18 protein-coding genes and 1 riboswitch are annotated in these 18,624 nt (G+C 43.6%); of the genes, 12 read left to right on the forward strand and 6 right to left on the reverse strand.

The features are described 5' to 3' along the window. Window positions 1-156: 156 nt before the first annotated feature. On the forward strand, window positions 157-804 hold the full coding sequence (locus JGK20_RS04020; protein ID WP_293210994.1) for a Uma2 family endonuclease: 648 nt from the start codon (window positions 157-159) through the stop codon (window positions 802-804). 50 nt (window positions 805-854) lie between these two features. Here JGK20_RS04020 and JGK20_RS04025 read toward each other — a convergent pair whose 3' ends face one another. Next, entirely contained in the window at window positions 855-1,304 is a 450-nt protein-coding gene (locus JGK20_RS04025) for a hypothetical protein (protein WP_293193162.1), read from the reverse strand. 249 nt (window positions 1,305-1,553) lie between these two features. On the opposite strand from JGK20_RS04025, the gene JGK20_RS04030 reads away from it, so the two are divergent. Together JGK20_RS04030 and JGK20_RS04035 are read left to right on the forward strand one after the other, a co-directional pair. Beyond that, window positions 1,554-1,868 (forward strand): hypothetical protein, encoded by a 315-nt coding sequence (locus tag JGK20_RS04030; RefSeq protein ID WP_293185382.1) that lies wholly within the window; start codon window positions 1,554-1,556, stop codon window positions 1,866-1,868. Window positions 1,869-1,893: 25 nt separating this feature from the next. Further along, window positions 1,894-4,050 (forward strand): pentapeptide repeat-containing protein, encoded by a 2,157-nt coding sequence (locus JGK20_RS04035; RefSeq protein WP_293229434.1) that lies wholly within the window; start codon window positions 1,894-1,896, stop codon window positions 4,048-4,050. A gap of 204 nt (window positions 4,051-4,254) precedes the next feature. On the opposite strand, the gene JGK20_RS04040 is transcribed toward JGK20_RS04035, so the two are convergent. The 3 genes from JGK20_RS04040 to JGK20_RS04050 all read right to left on the reverse strand — a co-directional run bounded on the left by JGK20_RS04040 (window position 4,255) and on the right by JGK20_RS04050 (window position 6,616). After that, entirely contained in the window at window positions 4,255-5,037 is a 783-nt protein-coding gene (locus tag JGK20_RS04040; protein WP_293229437.1) for an FAD-dependent oxidoreductase, read from the reverse strand. Then, on the reverse strand, window positions 5,012-5,692 hold the full coding sequence (locus JGK20_RS04045) for an FAD-dependent oxidoreductase (RefSeq protein ID WP_293229439.1): 681 nt from the start codon (window positions 5,690-5,692) through the stop codon (window positions 5,012-5,014). The genes JGK20_RS04040 and JGK20_RS04045 overlap by 26 nt, the downstream gene beginning before the upstream one ends. A 249-nt stretch (window positions 5,693-5,941) precedes the next feature. Continuing rightward, the gene (locus JGK20_RS04050; protein ID WP_293185379.1) at window positions 5,942-6,616 is read right to left on the reverse strand and encodes a Uma2 family endonuclease; all 675 of its coding nucleotides are present in this window, start codon (window positions 6,614-6,616) and stop codon (window positions 5,942-5,944) included. 194 nt (window positions 6,617-6,810) lie between these two features. Further along, window positions 6,811-6,975: riboswitch (cobalamin riboswitch) on the forward strand. A 21-nt stretch (window positions 6,976-6,996) separates the two neighbouring features. Between JGK20_RS04050 and JGK20_RS04055 the strand changes: the two genes are divergently transcribed. The 9 genes from JGK20_RS04055 (at window position 6,997) to JGK20_RS04095 (ending at window position 16,920) form a co-directional block, all read left to right on the forward strand. Beyond that, complete coding sequence (locus JGK20_RS04055; RefSeq protein WP_293199114.1) at window positions 6,997-7,755, forward strand: energy-coupling factor ABC transporter permease; 759 nt, start codon at window positions 6,997-6,999, stop codon at window positions 7,753-7,755. Window positions 7,756-7,759: 4 nt separating this feature from the next. Continuing rightward, the gene (locus tag JGK20_RS04060) at window positions 7,760-8,092 is read left to right on the forward strand and encodes an energy-coupling factor ABC transporter substrate-binding protein (RefSeq protein ID WP_293185377.1); all 333 of its coding nucleotides are present in this window, start codon (window positions 7,760-7,762) and stop codon (window positions 8,090-8,092) included. Beyond that, window positions 8,089-8,889 carry a cobalt ECF transporter T component CbiQ gene (cbiQ, locus tag JGK20_RS04065; protein WP_293229442.1) on the forward strand — a complete coding sequence of 267 codons (801 nt, stop codon included), beginning with the start codon at window positions 8,089-8,091 and terminating at the stop codon, window positions 8,887-8,889. The genes JGK20_RS04060 and cbiQ overlap by 4 nt, the downstream gene beginning before the upstream one ends. Before the next feature lie 194 nt (window positions 8,890-9,083). Continuing rightward, window positions 9,084-9,974, forward strand: a complete 891-nt coding sequence (locus JGK20_RS04070) for a DUF2207 domain-containing protein (RefSeq protein WP_293229445.1) — start codon at window positions 9,084-9,086, stop codon at window positions 9,972-9,974. After that, window positions 9,892-10,086 (forward strand): hypothetical protein, encoded by a 195-nt coding sequence (locus tag JGK20_RS04075; protein WP_293185374.1) that lies wholly within the window; start codon window positions 9,892-9,894, stop codon window positions 10,084-10,086. Before JGK20_RS04070 ends, JGK20_RS04075 begins: the two co-directional genes overlap by 83 nt. Window positions 10,087-10,314: 228 nt before the next feature. Then, window positions 10,315-11,460, forward strand: coding sequence for a DUF2207 domain-containing protein (locus JGK20_RS04080; RefSeq protein ID WP_293229448.1), 1,146 nt, complete (start codon window positions 10,315-10,317; stop codon window positions 11,458-11,460). Between the two features lie 322 nt (window positions 11,461-11,782). After that, window positions 11,783-13,879 carry an SPFH domain-containing protein gene (locus JGK20_RS04085; protein WP_293229450.1) on the forward strand — a complete coding sequence of 699 codons (2,097 nt, stop codon included), beginning with the start codon at window positions 11,783-11,785 and terminating at the stop codon, window positions 13,877-13,879. 90 nt (window positions 13,880-13,969) lie between these two features. Continuing rightward, a complete protein-coding gene (locus tag JGK20_RS04090; RefSeq protein WP_293229453.1) occupies window positions 13,970-16,120 on the forward strand; it encodes a leucine-rich repeat domain-containing protein in 2,151 nt (716 codons plus the stop codon). Between the two features lie 206 nt (window positions 16,121-16,326). Beyond that, window positions 16,327-16,920, forward strand: a complete 594-nt coding sequence (locus JGK20_RS04095; protein ID WP_293229456.1) for a Uma2 family endonuclease — start codon at window positions 16,327-16,329, stop codon at window positions 16,918-16,920. Window positions 16,921-16,972: 52 nt separating this feature from the next. Here JGK20_RS04095 and JGK20_RS04100 read toward each other — a convergent pair whose 3' ends face one another. Continuing rightward, a complete protein-coding gene (locus JGK20_RS04100) occupies window positions 16,973-17,827 on the reverse strand; it encodes a metal ABC transporter permease (protein ID WP_293229459.1) in 855 nt (284 codons plus the stop codon). Further along, a complete protein-coding gene (locus JGK20_RS04105) occupies window positions 17,827-18,603 on the reverse strand; it encodes a metal ABC transporter ATP-binding protein (protein ID WP_293185361.1) in 777 nt (258 codons plus the stop codon). Before JGK20_RS04105 ends, JGK20_RS04100 begins: the two co-directional genes overlap by 1 nt. Window positions 18,604-18,624: the final 21 nt, after the last annotated feature.

The raw sequence follows: 18,624 nt of genomic DNA on the forward strand, positions 1-18,624 counted from the left end.
TCTATATATAAGAAAGAGCGCTGAAGCGCAACTACGTACCTTTGACTAGCAGTCTTAAGTGAACCGTACTGCTTGATGTATAAGAAAGAGCGCTGAAGCGCAACAACATACCTTAATGCACAAGTTATAATAAATTTAAATAAATCGGAGGTTGAAATGGTAACGCTGCAATTAAGGCAAATCAGTGTGCCGCCAGGACATAGACTGCTGTTGAACGATGTCAACTGGCAGGAATTTGAGGCGATTTTAGAGGAGTTGGGAGAACACCGTGGCTCTAGAATAGCTTACAGTCAAGGAACTTTGGAGATTAGGATGCCCCTACCAGAACATGAGAAGGCTAAAATTATTATTGGCTATTTAGTAAAAATTTTGTTTGAGGAACTTGAAATTGACTTTGAACCATTTGGTTCGACGACTTTCAAACGAAAAAGTATGTTGCAAGGAATTGAGCCTGATGAATGTTTTTATATTCAAAATTACGCTCGAATGATTGGCAAAAAGCGCATCGACTTAACTGTCGATCCGCCGCCGGATTTAGCAATTGAAGTCGATCTCACTTCCAAGACTCAACTGGATGCTTACGAGGCGCTGGGAGTCCCGGAAATCTGGCGCTATGAAAATAAAAGGCTTGAGATTAATGTTCTTGAAGATGGGAAATATGTTGAATCGGAATTTAGTCCGATATTTCCCAATCTGCCAATTATTGAAGCGATTTCTCAATATTGCGAACAAAGTCAAACCGCGGGGACGAGTCAAACTCTCCGATTGTTTCGCAAATGGGTTAGAGAGCAAGTACAAAATTGATATGAAATCTTCTGTTTTTTGACACCAAGCGTTATCATCCCGTTATATTGTTAATTTCGCTGTTGGGAAATTGAGAGAGAATAAGGGTGTTGACCTTGCGATCGATCGCCCACGAAAATCACGTAAGTCCCCTTGTCTCCATAACCAGAAAATTCTACATTCCCCGCAGCAGCATTCGCCGGTAGGACGCAGAAACGACCCCTCGGCCCCTGAATCATCAAACTGGGAGCTCCCGCAGTTTGTACTGCAATCCGCCAGTAAGGCAAATCCTGGGTTACTTCGATGACTTGGTTGGGGCTTTGGGCTACGAAACCGCAGTCGCCACTATTGTTCGGGCCGCCGGAAACTCCCGAAACTCTCAGCGGTTCGGGAAATCCTGGAGCAATTTGCAACGGTTGGCTCCGAATAGCTCCGGCATCCGCTAAAATCATTGCCAAGGCTACGGTTACGATCGGGCTAAACCACCGTTTGTCGCGATCGCCCGCACAGTGTATCTTCATATTTCCTCACACAATGGGATTTAGTCCTACTTCTTTAGACGATAGATGATAATTGCAGTTCCAAACACATGAATCTCAACCAAGTAAAATCTACCTAATTAAAGTAAAATATAGATCGCTAACAAGCTTGCTGTGTATGTCTTTGACAGTTGACAGTTGACAGTTGACAGTTGACAGTTAACTAATGACCAATGACTAATGACTAATGACTAATGACTTCTTCCTTCTAATTAACTACTGAATTTTTTTATGAATCCTCAAAATAACTTCAATTGGCAGCAAGCGATCGGAGAACTCAAAGCTAAACTAGAACGATCGCCTCTCATCCAACAAAATCCAGACAGCTATCAAGCGATCGGAACCTTCTACAATCAATCTCTAGAGAAGTTTCAGAAACTCCCCAAACCGGGACAGGTGGCAGTCTTTGCCGTCGGAGCGATCGTTGTTCTGACAGTCTTCAATAGCATCGTACAGCTACTTTCCGCCGTGATGACTCTTGGCGTTCTCGGAGTGCTAATCTACATAGCGTATAAATTGGCAATATCTCCTGATTCCTCCAACTAAGGATTAACAATAGGAAATTATAAATATGTCTAACCCAACTGCACCCGGTGATATTAATCAACCCGATCCGTCTTGGCAAAGACAATCCCAGCCAATGCCACTGCTGGTTCGCCGGTGTGGCGCTTGGGCTGTTGAAATTTCGTTAATCGCAGTTAGCGCCCTGGTTCCCTTCAGTATCGGGGCAATGGTTAACAAAGAAGCTCAAACCGTGCCACTCAATCCGTCGGTAGCAGCAGCATCGGAAACTGTTGCCCGTGTTTTGGCTATCCCCGTGCGCGATCGCAACCCCAGAGTTGCACCCCTAACTAATCTATTCTGGTCGGGGGCGCTGCTGGCGCCGGCAGCTTTAGCGGCGTGGCAGTTGTTTTTGCTCGCCAGAACCGGTCAAACTCTCCCGAAACGCTGGTTCGGGGTGAAAGTTGTCACAGCCTCGGGTACTCCTCCGGGTTGGGTGCGAGTGCTGGTTCGCGAAAGTTTGGGGCGCTGGGGAGTGCCTCTGGGCGTCGCTTACGGGGTTTGGCGCTTGACTGGCGCGTTTCCAGATTTAATCATTTTAGGGGCGTTGAGCGGCTTGGCAGTGCTGGCAGATGGCGCTTTTGGATTGCGCTACAAACGGCAATCGGGGCACGATCGCCTTGCGAATACTTTGGTGGTCAATAGTCGTGAAGCGAAGCTATCCCGTAGGGAATCGCACCAACTGTCACCCAATCCTGTCCAGAGTCAAGATTGGACTGAGGAAGACGCGCAAATTGCGGCTTTGGTTTTGACTCCAGAAACCAATATGAAAGAAGATCCGAGTCTGTGGAATTGGATTCGCCAACATCCAGGCACAACTTTAGTGATAGTTACTATTGGCAGTGCGGGATTGATTTTAAGTTTGTTTGTTGGCACTCTGATCTACACTCAAAGTCAAGCTAATTTGCGGGATTCTCGGCAGCGGAATGACGAGTTATTTGTAGCTTTAGTTAGCAAATTGTCTCCTGCTTCGGCTAGCGGAACATCGGGGAGGCGATCGGCTATTTTGGCTTTGGGGGCGGTGGAAGACTCCCGCGCCGTACCCCTGTTAGCGGATTTGCTGGCTCAAGAAGAAAGCAAGGCGATGCTGGACGCGATCCAGCAAGCTTTAGTCAGTACCGGGCCGAAAGCTTTACCTGATTTGCAGCGGTTGAACCAAGCCCTCAGCAATGACCTCGAATCCCTGCGCTACGGTGGAAAGACTCCGGAACGCGAGTTAGCGGCTACCCGCCAGCGAACAGTGCAAAGGGCGATCGGCAAAATTCTCACAGTGTATAGCAGCCAGCTCAACGGTGCAGATTTGAGCCGCACAGATTTAGGTCAAAGTCCTGCCGGCCCCGGTCAGTTTACTTTAGTATTAGACAAAGTTGACTTATCAGGAATTAAGCTGAGAAAAACCAATTTAACAAATGCCAGCTTGCAGGGAATTCGCTTTTATGGCACCGGCGAAGACAGGCGTCCTGGCACATTTGACGATTGGATTTCTGACTTAAGCGAAGCTAATTTTGAAGGAGCAAATTTAACCGGAGCATCTTTTAACAGCGCCGTAATGAACCGCACTACTTTTGTGCGCGCTGTTCTGAACAAAGCTAATTTGTCAAGCGGAAATTTGAATGGAGCTAATCTTAGCAACAGTCTTTTAATTGGGGCGAATTTGCAGCAAGCAATGTTAAAAGAGGCAAGCTTTACCGGGGCAGATATCGGCAGCGCCAATTTTTCGGGAGCCAATTTAGAAAGTGCGCGTTTGGGCAAAGTCAAGGCTCAAGGCACTCAGTTATCTTTAACAAATTTGTCTAAATCGGAATGGCAAGGTGCTGATTTGTCCGGTGCTGATTTGAGCGGCGCAAATTTACAAAATGCTGATTTAAGTTCGGCTAAACTTGCCAACGCGAATTTAAAAGATGCTCGATTGCAAGATGCTAATTTGCGGAATGCGGACGTGAGTTCGGTTGATTTTAGAGGTGCGAATTTAGCGGGAGCTAATTTTCAAGGCGCTGTTTTCCTGGGGAAGGGGACTTCGGATCAGTTTATTCAAAGTCAGGCTGGTAGCAAATCAGGTCGATTCCAAGGTATTAATTTTGCGGAGGTTAAGAATTTAGATCAAAGTCAAATTGCTTACATTTGTTTGCAGGGAGGGACTCATCCGAAGTGCCCGCCAAAAAATTAAGACTTGGTTCGTAGTGAGGACTTTAGTCCTTCTTTTTTGCGGGCTAAAGCCCTCACTACGAACCTTTATTTTTCTGTCTTTTTTTGGTAGGATGGATGGCTCCACATACTACCAATTAGATAAGAAGGGCTGAAGCCCAACAACGTACCTTATAAGAAGGGCTGAAGCCCAACAACGTGCCTTACCTTTTTGAGAAGTGCTTTATTATGCAATGGCATCGGCACTTACAAGAGTCTCGAATTGTGCTAATAGCATTCCATCAGTGTTATTTGCAACTCCAAAAATTTTAGGTAACTGGCCTGTTTCAACTAGAACTTGTCTGACTTCTCGGTTAGATATATCGGCTAAATTTTTGTTATTGAGAATGGCATTAACGGCCGCAATACCGACACCTTGACCAACTGCTACATTGAATTCTACAATTCTGCCCACAGCACAAGCAAGCCCTTCAAATCCAGAACAGGGACTGACAACTGCCAGGTTAGGAACATTGTTCATTAATGCGTGGCGGATGCCAATATTGAAGGTAGGCTGTTGGAACATCAGACTTTTAAACCACCCTCGACTCTTTGCTTTGTCGCCAATCCCCGGAATGCCTCCCCGGACATCAAAATGATAGCTAAATGTTCCCAGTGCTTCAGTAGCTGGTACGCCACCACGCAGCATTTGTGCGCCTATTAAAGGTTCTACAACTCCCGTCACATTCCCGGCGTGTCTGATATAAAGTTCTGAAGCCGGAGTAACATAGGTAGCCCCCAAACTTTTCAGCCAAGTGGTCAGAAATGACATCTCTTTTTGCATATTAGCTGTGGGTTTGCTCCCGTTTCTCGCTAAGGCTTCTGCTTCGCTACCAGTGACTGCAAATAACAGCGCATTCCACGAAAGTCTTTCGTCTGGAAGTATGGCGATATTTCCTTCGTCTAAAATTATGCCAGTTTCAGAAAAAGATAGCTTTCTGCCTCTAAAAGAGTGGTATGCTACAGACAAAGCTGGCGATCGCACATCTTGTGAAGCGTTTTAGATAAATATAATCGAGTTCTTTCAGTCTTCTGACACTGAGTCCTTGAGTTTCAAAAACTAGGGTGACTGGAAGTTCTGAGTTAGGCAAACCAAAGGTTTCAAATCCATTCAGCTTTCGCACACCTGCGGCTTGAGCTAATTCGCCATTGACAGTGGCATCAATAAATTGTTTTGCTACATAAACTGTCCCTTTTGAGGTAATTATGCTAGTAATTTTTTTGCCTTCTTTATTGATTGATTTAATTTCTACTTTGCCCAGGAGTGCAACTCCTGCTTGTACCAGCATTGCTTTCAGGGCTGCGGTGGCTTTGCTGGGGTCAAGGGCGATCGCGCTGACACCAGATTTTTGCAGGAATTCTTTATAGATTGTCGGCGGTGAACCGAAGGGGTCTAAATTTAAAGATTTTTGGAGTTCTTGACTAACCTGACTTCGATCTAAATAAGCGAGGCCGCCTCTGACTAAATGTCCGCCAATTCCTTCTTGCAAGCTTCCTTTAGACATCAGCAAAACTCGCGGATAAAGCTTTGTCCGGCGGCGGTATTCTCTGGCTGCTGAGATAACAGCTAGAACTCCTGGAACTTCATCACCAAAGCAGATGATATCGTAAGAACGTAGATCCATGAGCATTATTTAATCACGTCTCCCGATCGCCATTTTGTCGATCTGCATCTCAATTTTTGCCATCAAACTCTCTGTCTGTTCCAAATAAGGCCGCATCTTTCCTAATTTTTTTGATAATTTTCACACATTTCGGGATGCAGAAATCGGGATTTTTGGGAAAATCTTGCGTTTAGGGCGATCGCGATCGGTGAAAAAACTCGGTTGGCGATCGCCCGCAGGCTGCGTCATTCTGGCACTCTTTCCTCTCAATTAGCTTATATTATCAGGATCTATCCCCAACTCGCGCAATCGTTCAGCTAGTCGATCGGCGCGCTGGGCTAATTCCTTCACCTGTTCTTCAGGAGTCAGATAGCGTTTGCCATCCGCATCGTACCAATACAACCATTCCCTTGTCACCCCAGAATAATTGCCCCTTTCACAACCAATTCCCAAACCAATTTCTGGCATCCAAACTAGATTTCCTGGCTGTAACTCATACTTGCCATTGACTAACTTATGTACTTCCAAACGGGGTTTGCGGCGGCGAGAAGAATAAATGACATAGTAAAGTATGCCTAAACTTTGATATTCTTCCAACTTGGCGGTATATTCGTTGCGATAAGTTGGGGAAACAACTTCGAGGACAAAAGTTGGCATCACTTTTTCCTCCCATACCGCGTAACTGGGACGCAATTCTTCGTCATAAAACCTTTCCACACCTAAACTCAAGAAAGCATCTGGCACAATAGCTGGTTTGTCAGGGTGATGGTAAAGACCCATATCTATGCCAAAAAACCAGTCCATGCGTTCTGCCCAAATTATGAGCAATATTGCTTTCAGCAATCCTGGTATTAATTCTTGCAGTTCGTTATCCACTGGTGTTTCATCTGAGTCTGGTAGTTCTTCTGCTGAGGGCCAGTGCTTCGGGAAGTTGTAATTTAACATGGCGGCTTTTCTCAAAACTCATTAATATTATAGCATTGAGTTGTTGGGTGTTCTTTTGTATTTGATTAAGAATATTATGGATCGCAAAGACGCTAAGTAAGAAAAGGAAGAAAAGCAAGATGATAGGTAATATTGACTTATTTGATCTGAATTAATTTTTGTAAAATATCGGCCCAGAGTTGCGCGATCGACTAAACTATGTCTAAGCAGTCGGTTCTAATGGGGAACAGCCATTAGAGGAAACGGGGAAAGTTTGGTGCAAATCCAACGCTGTCCCGCAACTGTAATGAGGTTTGTAGTAAGGACTTCAGTCCTCTACCTCTCAAGTCAGAACGCCCGCCGATGTGTTGGTTCACATAGTCTCATCCGCGAGGTACTTGATGAAGGCGCGAAATCGGAAATTAGTCAGCCTGGGATTGATGGCTGGCTTGAGTTGTTATCTTGTCTTGGGTTCGGCAACACCGGCCGCTGCTATGCACATTTCAGAAGGTTTTTTGCCTGTACAATGGGCTGCGTTTTGGTGGATGGTGGCTTTGCCTTTTTTTGTGTTGGGTTTGCGTGAAATTACTCGCATCACCAAAGAACACCCGGAACTTAAATTATTACTAGCTTTGGCGGGTGCGTTTACTTTTGTGCTTTCTGCTTTAAAAATTCCATCGGTAACGGGGAGTTGTTCTCACCCAACGGGTACGGGTTTGGGTGCAATTTTGTTCGGCCCTTCGGTGATGGCTGTACTTGGTGCTTTAGTGCTGTTGTTTCAAACGTTATTGTTAGCGCACGGCGGGCTGACAACGTTGGGGGCGAATATGTTTTCGATGGCGATTGTTGGGCCGTTTGCTGCATATTTTATCTATCAATTGCTGATGCGAACTGGTAAACAAAGGTTGGCAATTTTTTGTGCGGCTGCTTTGGCAGATTTGCTGACTTATGTGGTGACTTCGATGCAGTTGGCATTGGCTTTTCCGGCAGCGAGTGGCGGTTTTATGGCTTCGTTTCTCAAGTTTGCTAGTATCTTTGCGATTACTCAAGTACCTCTGGCGATTAGTGAGGGATTGCTGACTTTATTGGTTTGGAATTGGCTGCATTCTTACGGAAAACCAGAGTTAGAAATTCTGAAATTATTGAAACAGGAGTCATAAAGTCGTGAATCAAAAACCTACAAAAAATCAGCAAGCTAGTTCGCAACAAAATTGGATGTTAGTAATTGCAGTTGTCGCCCTTGCGGTGATTCCCCTAGTTTTTGTGCGGGGTGAATACGGCGGATCGGACGATCGCGCACAGAAAGCAATTACCGAAATTCAACCCGATTATAAACCTTGGTTTAATCACTTGTTTGAACCGCCTAGCGCTGAAATTGCCAGTTTATTATTTGCGACTCAGGCGGCGCTGGGGGCTGGTGCGATCGGATATGCGATCGGGCTTTATAAAGGCCGATCGCAATCTCAGCAATCTGATGATAAATCGCCGCTGGAATGAATCATCAGATTGATAGTCTGGCTTACACCAATCGTTTGCGTGGGTTGCCGCCAACTCACAAATTATCGTTTGCGATCGCCCTTTTGATTCTGTCTCTGCTTTCTGGGGCGATCGTCCAATTGTCGATCGCCCTGTGGTTAGCAGTCTGGATCATCATCTACGCGGGCATTCCGGGGAAACTATATCTGCGGTTGTTGTCGCTACCGTTGATGTTTTTGTTGACGAGTTTGCCTGCTTTGGCGATTAATGGAATTGAGTTAAATCAAATCCAGACAATGCAGTGGGATATTTGGCAAGGTTGGGGGATTAGCATCGGCAATTTTTATCTGTATGTGAGTCGCACAGGCTTATACCAAGTGAGTTTGTTATTTCCGCGCACCTTGGCATCGACAAGTTGTATGTACTTCATTTTGTTGACGGTGCCATTTACAGAAACCTTGCAAATCCTCAGAAAATTGCGCTTTCCGGCTTTGCTGACAGAACTCTTGTTGTTGATGTATCGGTTTATTTTTAGCTTATTGGCGATCGCAGATGAACTTTGGATCGCCCAAAATTCGCGCTGTGGCTATCGCACTTGGAAACTGGGAATGCGTAGTTTAGGCATTTTAATCGGGCAATTACTTCAGCGAACTTTGGTAAACTACCGTCAAGTTTCGTTGAGTTTAGCCGCCCGTGGCTTTAATGGAGAACTGCGGGTTTGGCATTCTTCCCCTTACAAACCTTCGCGAAGATATACATTTGAAGCCGTGTTTGGGTGCACGGTTTTAACTTTGTTAAGTGTGTTATTTCAAAGTTGAAAATAAATAAAGAAATGAGGAGACGGCAGTGCCGTGTCTCTACAATATGATTTTGGGTAGGGACACGGCATTGCCGTCTCCTCTATCCTGACTGAAGATATGACTTTTATGAACATAATCAATGACTTTAATGAATTGACTCCACAAGAAACCTGTTGAATAATTGTAGTCAACACTTATCTTGTGGAAATCCTATGATAAATAAACGACTCCTCAAAAAAATAGTTTTTTCATTACTAGCATCATTAAGCCTACTGTTAGTCACAGTAACTCATGCAGCAGCCCAACAACTACCGTTCTACTGGGACAACATCAATGTTGCGATCGATGTTCAGACAAACGGAGATATGTTAGTTACGGAAACGCAAAAATATGTATTCACCGCAGCATACAACAATGAACGGTATCGCTATATTCCGTTAGATAAAGTCGATGCAATTCAAGATGTCACTGTTTCTGAAAATAATCAAATAATTCCGAGTACCACTGGCAATGAAAACAATCAACTTTGGATTCGTTGGCAACATGAATTAAAACCGCCAGACACACATACTTTTGTGATCAAATATCGTGTGGTAGGTGGATTGCAGTTAGATGGTGGAAATACTCAAGTTTATTGGAAAGCTATTGCAGCAGGTCGAAAAGCTCCAATCAATAGCGGAAAAGTTACGGTGAAATTACCAGCAGCTTTATCAGGGAAAGTTCTGTCGTTTACCAATTTTGGTGCAGCAGCAGTTCCCCGTCAAGTAGATCCTAAAACTTTTGAATTTGTGGCAAGTCAGGCTATTCTACCGGAACAAGAATTAGAAGTACAAATTGCATTTCCGCAGGCGATTTTGAATATACCTCAACCTCGCTGGCAACAAAATGGTAATCAATCTCAATCTACTTCGGAAAAAGCGGGCTTTCCCATGATTTTTGTAATGTTTTGGTTCGGGTTTGTGATGTTTTCGATTAGTGGCAGTGCTCGCAGTGATAGTCTTAGTAGCGGTGGTAGCGACTATGACAGTGGCGGCGGTGGTGGCGGTGGCGGTGGCGGTGGCGGCGGTGGCGGTGGTGGCGGTGGTGGCGGTGGTGGCGGTTGATGTCAACGGGACTTACGCCACAATCAAAGAAACCGGGTTTTTAGCTAATCTGTGGGTTATAGCGAAGTATTTCGGAAAAAACCCGGTTTCTGACTATCCGTTGATATATTGATATCACCCAAATTTAGGAGACGGCAGTGCCGTTTCCCTACAAATAATCGGGTAGGGAAATGGCATTTCCGTGTCCGAATTTGCTTGATTTTGAGATAAACCGATCGCACTCCCTACAAAATCATATTCAAAATATGACTTTTATGAACATAATTCATGACTTTAATGAATTGACTCCACAAGATAACTGTTGAATAATTGTAGTCAACACTTATCTTGTGGAAATCCTATGATAAATAAACGACTCCTCAAAAAAATAGCTTTTTCATTACTAGCATCATTAAGCCTACTGTTAGTCACAGTAACTCATGCAGCGGCCCAACAACTACCGTTCTACTGGGATAACATCAACGTCATCATCGATGTTCAGACCAACGGAGATATGTTAGTTACGGAAACGCAAAAATATGTGTTCACAGCAGCCTACAACAATGAACGGTATCGCTATATTCCGTTAGATAAAGTCGATGCAATTCAAGATGTGACCGTTGCCGAAAATAATCAAATAATTACCAGTAGCACTGGAACTGAAAACAATCAACTTTGGATTCGTTGGCAACATGAATTAAAGCCGCCAGACACACATACTTTTGTGATTAAATATCGTGTGGTAGGTGGATTGCAGTTAGATGGTGGGAATACTCTAGTTTATTGGAAAGCGATTGCAGCGGGTCGCAAAGCGCCAGTTAATACGGGAAAAGTTACGGTGAATTTACCAGATGCTTTGTCAGGCAAAGTTCTCTCGTTTACGAATTTTGGTGCAGCAGCAGTTCCTCGTCAAGTAGATACTAAGACATTTGAATTTGTCGCAAGTCAGGCTATTCAACCGGAACAAGAATTAGAAGTGCAGATTGCATTTCCCCAGGCGATTTTGAATGTACCTCAATCTGGTTGGCAACAAAGTGGTAAGCAATCTCAATCTGCTTCGGAAGAAGAAGGCTTTTTCGTACTGAACGCAATCAATGATTTTATAAGCTTATTATTACTGAACGCAATCAATGATTTTATAAGCTTATTGCTGTTATCTCCTTTGGGGCAGTTCTTCATTATCTTGCTTATCATAACATCGCCTATCTGGCTGTCTGTACTTTTATTAATATTATGGGGGATTTGCGCCTATCTTACAAGATTCTGTTTTAGATGCAAAAAGTTTACGCTAGACACCGATACACAAGTAATCTCTACAGCTACTCCAAAGACTAAAGGGAGGGATAAAGTTATCCGTCACTGTAGTAATTGCGGTTATCACCATGAAAAAATAGTTGTGACAACTTATGTAGATCCAAGTAGTAGTGATGGTGGCGGCGGTGGCGGTGGTGGTGGCGGTGGTGGTGGTGGTGGTGGTGGTGGTGGCGGTGGTGGTGGTGGTGGTTGATATCAACGGGAATTACGCATCACAATCAAAGAAACCGGGTTTTTAGTTAATCTGTGGGCTGTAACGAAGTATTTGGGAAAAAACCCGGTTTCTGACTATCCGTTGGGCGCATCACAATCAAAGAAACCGGGTTTTTACTGAATCTATGGACTATAACGAAATATTGTCGCAAAAACCCGGTTTCTGACCATCCGTATTCCAAATATGACTTTTATGAACATAATTCATGACTTTAATGAATTGACCTCAACAGAAATCTATTGAATACTGATTGTAGTAAACAAATTTCTCGTACACTTTCGCTTAAAGCAGGTTAAAAACTATGACTAAATCACGTTGGCTTCGCAAGCTTTTACCCTTAGCAGTATCTGTAGCAACCACGATCGCACTAGCAGGCACTTTTGCCCCACCAACTCCCGCACAAACCAATCCGCCACCTCCCCAACCCCAACCAGTCCAACCAGCGACAGAAGAAGGTTTTACCATCCCGATTTGGATCTTTCCCGTAGGCGCAATGTTCTTTGTGTTCATGTTTATCCCCAAAATTGGTTGGACTTTGGGCTTAATTGCGATCGGCGAACGAGAAGTAGGCATTGTTACCAAGAAATTCTCCAGCAAAAACTTGCCATCCAGTAGATTGATTGCACTCGATGGTGAAGGAGGTTTGCAAGCAGATACCCTTCCTCCCGGCTGGCATTTTGGTTATTTTCCTTGGCAATATAGCGTTCGCAAAGAACCTGTTGTTGTAGTCCCTCAAGATGAAATTGGGTTAATTATTGCTAATGACGGAGCCACTATTCCTTCCGATCGCATTTTAGGCAAAGTCGTCGATTGCGACAACTACCAAAATGCTCGCAAATTCCTCACCGACGGTGGCGAAAAAGGACGGCAACTCGCCATCATCACCACTGGTACTTATCGGATCAATACGGCTGTATTTGAGGTCATTACTTCAGCCAATGCTGCGGCAAAAGGTATGCAGCCATCGGAACTTCATCTATACAAACTTGCTCCGGATCTCGTGGGAATCGCCAACGTGCTCGACGGAGTTCCGATTGATGAAGGTGAAATCGCTGGGCCGATAATTCCCGGTCACGACAACTTCCAAAAAGCGCAATCCTTCATCAAAGGTGGCGGGCGCAGGGGCTTGCAAGAACAGGTAATTTTATCCGGTTCTTGGAACCTGAACCCTTGGTTTGTGAAAGTTGAAGAGGTCAAAATGACCGAAGTGCCGATCGGCTATGTCGGCGTAGTCATTTCCTATGTGGGAGAATCGCACAAAGATGTAAGTGGTGTGGCTTTCACCCACGGAAATCTTGTCAACAAAGGTGATAAAGGCGTGTGGGTAGAACCGCTTTACCCAGGCAAACATCCGATCAATACAAAGGTGATGAAAGTCGAACTTGTTCCCACTACTGATGTAGTTTTAAACTTCACAACACGGTTCAGCGGAGAACACGGCTACGACTCGAAATTAAGCGCTTTGAAATTGCTTTCTTTTGACGGATTTACCTTTGAGTTAGAAGTTTTTCAAATCATTCATATCGGTACTTTGGATGCACCGAGAGTCATTTCGCGGCAAGGTTCGATGCAAAATCTGATTGACCAAGTGCTGCGTCCAATTGTGGGCAATTACTTTCGGAATTCGGCTCAAGAATATACGATTCTCGACTTTTTAATCGCACGCAGCGAACGCCAAGCAGAGGCCGCCGAACACGTCCGTCAAGCCCTACGTGCCTATGACGTGCAGGCTGTGGACACGCTGATCGGTTTGATTTCGCCGCCAGCAGAGTTGATGCAAACATTGACCGATCGCAAAATTGCTCAGGAACAGGAAAAAACCTACGAAGTACAGCGGATTTCAGAGTATCAGCGTCAAGAATTGGTGCGCGCAACTGCGATCGCCAATATTCAAAATCAGGTGGTAGCGGCGGAACAAGGGGTGAAAATTGCTCAATTGAGTGCAACTGCTGCGATCGAACACGCAAGTGGTGAAGCAGAAGGGATTCGGTTAATGGGACAAGCAAAAGCGGATGCTTATCAAGTTGGTGTCAACGCTCTCGGTACGCAGAGTTACACGCTATTGCAATTGATGCAAGCGGTTTCGGATGGTAGCGTTCGCGTTGTTCCCGATGTCACAGTCAATGGTAACGGCGGTAGTGGGGGTTTGTTGGACGGTTTGATGGCAATGTTGCTGCGGAATGAAACCAGTAAAAATGAAGAAAATGGAGCACAATCACCCGTAATTAATGTCAAGAAGTCTAAGTCTGTTGTTGTGGAACATGTGGCCGAATCACCAGTAGTAAAAGTGCATTCGGTGGAGTCGCCGGAGTCTCCTAATCATTCGCCAGTTGCTCAGTCTGTGGCTGTTGCTGAGACTGATATTGATGCAGCATTTGGTGAATTGTTAGATATTTGAGTTGAGTGTAATTGGTAGAGAGGACGACTGTCCTCTCTGAAGGCTTTTTGTCTAAAACTTTACTATTTAGGGAATTAGAGGTGCAAAATTATGAAGTTTATGGTTATGCAGAAATACGTGAATTTGTCAAGGTTGGTGGCGGTAGTTGCTTTTAGTGCGATCGGTCTATCATCATGCGGAAATATATCTTCTTTGTCATTTCCACAGATGCGATCGGGAAACAAAACATTTGGTGATTGGTGTCGCGAAAAAGATTCTTTAAGTCCTGAAACTCAAATTACTGTTGAAGTGATGTTGGAACAAGCAGGAACTATTGAGTGCAATGCAGCCAATCGGAAACTTTCGAGTCTCACGCAACTCGATCTGGGCGACAATAAAATCACTGATATCAAACCATTACAATCCTTGACTAAACTGACTGACCTCGAACTTAGCAATAATCAAATTATTGACATCAAACCATTGCAATCATTGACCAACCTAACAGAACTCAGGCTTAGTGGTAATCAAATCAGCGATATCAAACCATTACAATCCTTGACTAACCTGATGTGGCTCACTCTTAACAACAATAGAATCAGCGATATTAAACCATTACAATCTTTGACTAACCTGGGTTGTCTCATCCTCAGCGACAATAAAATCAGCGATATTAAACCATTGCAGTCTTTGACTTACCTGATGATACTAGACCTTGATAATAATAAAATTAGCGATATCAAACCATTACAATCTTTGTCTGAACTGGATCAGCTCTATCTCAAAAACAATAAGATCGCTGACATTAAACCCTTACAATCTTTGACTTACCTGCGTTACTTAAGGCTTGTAAATAATAAAATAAGCGACGTTAAACCCTTGCAATCTTTGACTAAACTGAAAGGAGCCTTTCTCAAAAATAATGAAATAAGCGACATTAAACCCTTAAAATATTTGACCAAACTGACTGAACTCGATCTCAACAACAATAAAATTAGCGATATCCAACCATTGCAATCTTTGACTAAACTGACTAAACTCTACCTCAATAACAATAAAATTAGTGACGTTAAGCCCTTGCAATATTTGACTAAACTGACTGAACTCGACCTCGAAAAAAATCAAATCAACGATATCAAACCTTTAGAATCTTTGACTAAACTGACTCAGGTCAAACTGGGTTCAAATGCCGTTGCCCTTCTAGGATTATCTGGAAATAGACCTTCCCCGTCAATTACCCAGAAGCAACCAAAAGATACTCTACGCACATTTGCAGATTGGTGCCGCGCTCAACCTTTTTTGAGTCCCAAAGATAAACATACTGTTGAGGTACTTTTAAAAAAAGCAGGGACTACTGAGTGCAATTCCGCTAATCAAAAACTTTTGAGTCTTACCAAACTCGAACTCAGATTCTATCAAATCAGTGACATCAGACCGCTAGAATCTTTAATTAAACTGACTGAACTCGATCTGGGCGACAATAAAATCACTGACATCAAACCCTTGCAATCCTTAACTAACCTGACTAAACTTTTAATCCACAAAAATCAAATCAGCGATATAAAGCCGTTGCAATCCTTGACTAATCTGACTAATCTCGGTCTCAGCGATAATAAAATCAGTGATATCAAACCATTGCAATCTTTAACCAAGCTGACTAATCTCGGTCTCTACAATAATAGGATCGGCGATATCCAACCATTGCAATCTTTGACTAACCTCACTGAACTCGGTCTCGACAACAATCAAATCAGCGACACCAAACCATTACAATCCTTGACTAACCTGACTATGCTCAGTCTCAGCAACAATAAAATCAGCGATATCAAACCATTGCAATTATTAACTAAATTGACTGTACTCAGACTCAGTGATAATAAAATAAGCGACATTAAAAGTTTAGAATCTTTAACTAAGCTGATTAATCTAGATCTAAGTAACAATCAAATTAGCGACATCAAACCGCTAAAATTTTTGAATAATTTGACTCTTCTCATCCTTGATCACAATCAAATCAGCGATATTAAACCGCTAGAATCTTTGACAGATCTGACTGATCTTATCCTTAATCACAATAAAATCAGCGATATCAAGCCCTTACAATTCTTGACTAAACTAGATTGGCTACACATTGATGACAATAAAATCAGCGACATCAAACCATTGCAATCTTTGACTAAACTGACAAAACTCCGACTTAGCGGAAATCCGATCGCCCCCAAAACTTGTCCTCTCAAGCCAGAGTCTATCTGCAAGTGGTAATCATCAACTAAACCATAAAACTTTCTCTCGTTCCCAGGCAGAGCCTGGGAATACCTATCTGGAGGCTAGGCCTCGAAACAATATGGTAATATCGACATTGCCGAATTATTTAAGCAGTCTAGGGTCAAATATCTATGGACTTTTACATTGAATTAGAATAATTTTTATGATAAACTGGAATCAGTCGATTAAGGAGAGAGTTGTGTATGATCGCGCAAGTTGAAACCAAAACCTACACGGCTGAAGAATATCTAGAAGCTGAAGTCAATTCTGTGGATCGGCATGAATTTATCAATGGGGAGATTATTCTGATGGCTGGCGGTTCACCGGATCACAATGAAATTGCCCTTAATTTAGGTGGGGCGCTGAAACTGGCGTTAAAAGGGAAACCATATCGGACTTTTAGTTCGGATCAACGGCTTTGGGTTCCCCAGCTTAATAATTACACTTACCCGGATTTGATAGTGGCGGCGAAACCGATCGAACTTCAATCTGGACGCACTGATACAATTACCAATCCCCTGCTGATTGCTGAAGTGCTATCTAAAGGTACTAGAGCTTACGATCGCGATGATAAGTTTGCTGCTTATCGCAGTATTCCGAGTTTTCAGGAGTATTTGTTAATTGACCAATATCGGCTACAGGTGCAGCAATATTCTAAAACTGACGCGAATAAGTGGATTTTTTCGGAATATAGCTGTGCGGGCGATCGAGTTGCATTAACTTCTATTCCTGTGGAATTTTCTGTGGCAGATTTGTATGAAAATATTGAGTTTGATGTGACACCAAATCCGGCTTAAATATCGAGGCGGATTTGGTTTGTATTGGAGCAGTTTTAACCGCCCACTCTGATTAATCGATCGCCCCTGAGTCCCTAGATCTCACCAACAAACCATATTTCGGGGCAAAAACCATCGCCAACACAAACAGCAGCGTTTGCAGCACCACAATACATCCGCCTGTCGAACCATCAATGTGATAGCTGATATAAGTTCCCATTACGCTAGAAAATACTCCCGAAGTCATCGCAATTAGCGTCATATGGTCAAAATTATCACTCAACAAATACGCCGTAGCCCCCGGAGTTACCAACATTGCTACTACTAAAATAATCCCGACTGTCTGAAGTCCCGCAACTGCTGTCAGCGATAGCAAAGACAGCAACACGTAATAAAGGAAAGTGATATTTAAACCGATCGATCGCGCGTGAGTCGAGTCAAAACAAAACAGGATTAAATCTTTGCGTAAAATTGCCAGCGTCACTAAGGTAATGACACTAATAATCACAGTTTGAACAATATCTGAATCGGAAATACCTAAAACATTGCCAAATAAGATATGCGTCAAGTCGATCGAACTTCTGACTTTAGAAATTAACACCAAACCAAAGGCAAAAAATCCGGTAAACACTAAACCAATCACTGTATCTTCTTTAACGCGAGTTTTTGCTTTGATAAAGCCGATCGCAATTACGGAGCCCACGCCAAACAAAAACGCCCCCACCGCCAAAGGAATATTCAGCACATAAGCAATCACAACCCCCGGCATCACCGCATGGGAAACCGCATCGCCCATCAAAGCCCATCCCTTCAAAGTCATATAGCACGAAAGCGCCGAACAAACAATCCCTACTAAGGCGCTGACTAAAATCGCCTTCACCATAAATTCATGCTGCAACGGTGCGGTAAACCACTGAATTAAGTCCATTATTGCTTCTCCCGATTCACTTGAGTTAACCGACTTTTTGCAGACGAAAAATCACCAACCGAACCGCCAAAGGTGCGGGAAAGATTTTCTTCTGTAAACACTTCTGAGGTGTTGCCGTAGGCGAGAATACTGCGATTAATTAATACTACTTGGTCGCAAAATGTAGTAATCGATTCTAAATCGTGAGTTGAAACCAGAATTGTATGGCCTGTTTGACGCAATTCCATCAGCAAATCAATCATCATTTTCTCGGTTTTGATATCAACTCCGGCGAAGGGTTCATCTAGCAGTAAAACCTTTGCTTGTTGCGCCAAAGCCCGCGCAAAAAAGGTGCGTTTCTTTTGTCCCCCGGATAACTCTCCGATTTGGCGATCGCGCATGGGCCACATTTCCACCCTTTCCAAGCTTTCTCGCACCGCTTGTTTGTCGATCGAACGCGGAATCCGCAACAGATTCATGTAGCCGTAGCGCCCCATCATCACCACATCATAAACGTTCACCGGGAAATTCCAATCTACCTCTTCCGACTGAGGCACATAGGCAACCAGATTGCTTTTTTGCACTTGACGGATCGGCAAGCCATTAATTAAAATTCGTCCGGTGTTTGGCTTCACAAACCCCATAATTGCCTTAAACAGGGTTGATTTTCCCGCACCATTCATCCCCACCAAACCGCAAATTGTCCCCGCTTTAAGTTGCAGAGAGGCTCTGTGCAAGGCTACTTTACCATGATAAGCAACCGTGACATTTTCAATGTCAATACTGATTCTATCCATACCAATTTCTCCAAATTACCA

This window comes from Microcoleus sp. PH2017_05_CCC_O_A (genome assembly GCF_020738785.1).
In the GTDB taxonomy this organism is placed as follows: Bacteria; Cyanobacteriota; Cyanobacteriia; order Cyanobacteriales; family Microcoleaceae; genus Microcoleus.

Excerpts from the sequence above, each read along its gene's own strand:
- JGK20_RS04020 (WP_293210994.1), top strand. The coding sequence starts at position 157 with ATGGTAACGCTGCAATTAAGGCAAATCAGTGTGCCGCCAGGACATAGA.
- JGK20_RS04025 (WP_293193162.1), bottom strand. The coding sequence starts at position 1,304 with ATGAAGATACACTGTGCGGGCGATCGCGACAAACGGTGGTTTAGCCCG.
- JGK20_RS04030 (WP_293185382.1), top strand. The coding sequence starts at position 1,554 with ATGAATCCTCAAAATAACTTCAATTGGCAGCAAGCGATCGGAGAACTC.
- JGK20_RS04035 (WP_293229434.1), top strand. The coding sequence starts at position 1,894 with ATGTCTAACCCAACTGCACCCGGTGATATTAATCAACCCGATCCGTCT.
- JGK20_RS04045 (WP_293229439.1), bottom strand. The coding sequence starts at position 5,692 with ATGGATCTACGTTCTTACGATATCATCTGCTTTGGTGATGAAGTTCCA.
- JGK20_RS04050 (WP_293185379.1), bottom strand. The coding sequence starts at position 6,616 with ATGTTAAATTACAACTTCCCGAAGCACTGGCCCTCAGCAGAAGAACTA.
- JGK20_RS04055 (WP_293199114.1), top strand. The coding sequence starts at position 6,997 with ATGAAGGCGCGAAATCGGAAATTAGTCAGCCTGGGATTGATGGCTGGC.
- cbiQ (WP_293229442.1), top strand. The coding sequence starts at position 8,089 with ATGAATCATCAGATTGATAGTCTGGCTTACACCAATCGTTTGCGTGGG.
- JGK20_RS04070 (WP_293229445.1), top strand. The coding sequence starts at position 9,084 with ATGATAAATAAACGACTCCTCAAAAAAATAGTTTTTTCATTACTAGCA.
- JGK20_RS04075 (WP_293185374.1), top strand. The coding sequence starts at position 9,892 with ATGACAGTGGCGGCGGTGGTGGCGGTGGCGGTGGCGGTGGCGGCGGTG.
- JGK20_RS04080 (WP_293229448.1), top strand. The coding sequence starts at position 10,315 with ATGATAAATAAACGACTCCTCAAAAAAATAGCTTTTTCATTACTAGCA.
- JGK20_RS04085 (WP_293229450.1), top strand. The coding sequence starts at position 11,783 with ATGACTAAATCACGTTGGCTTCGCAAGCTTTTACCCTTAGCAGTATCT.
- JGK20_RS04090 (WP_293229453.1), top strand. The coding sequence starts at position 13,970 with ATGAAGTTTATGGTTATGCAGAAATACGTGAATTTGTCAAGGTTGGTG.
- JGK20_RS04095 (WP_293229456.1), top strand. The coding sequence starts at position 16,327 with ATGATCGCGCAAGTTGAAACCAAAACCTACACGGCTGAAGAATATCTA.
- JGK20_RS04100 (WP_293229459.1), bottom strand. The coding sequence starts at position 17,827 with ATGGACTTAATTCAGTGGTTTACCGCACCGTTGCAGCATGAATTTATG.
- JGK20_RS04105 (WP_293185361.1), bottom strand. The coding sequence starts at position 18,603 with ATGGATAGAATCAGTATTGACATTGAAAATGTCACGGTTGCTTATCAT.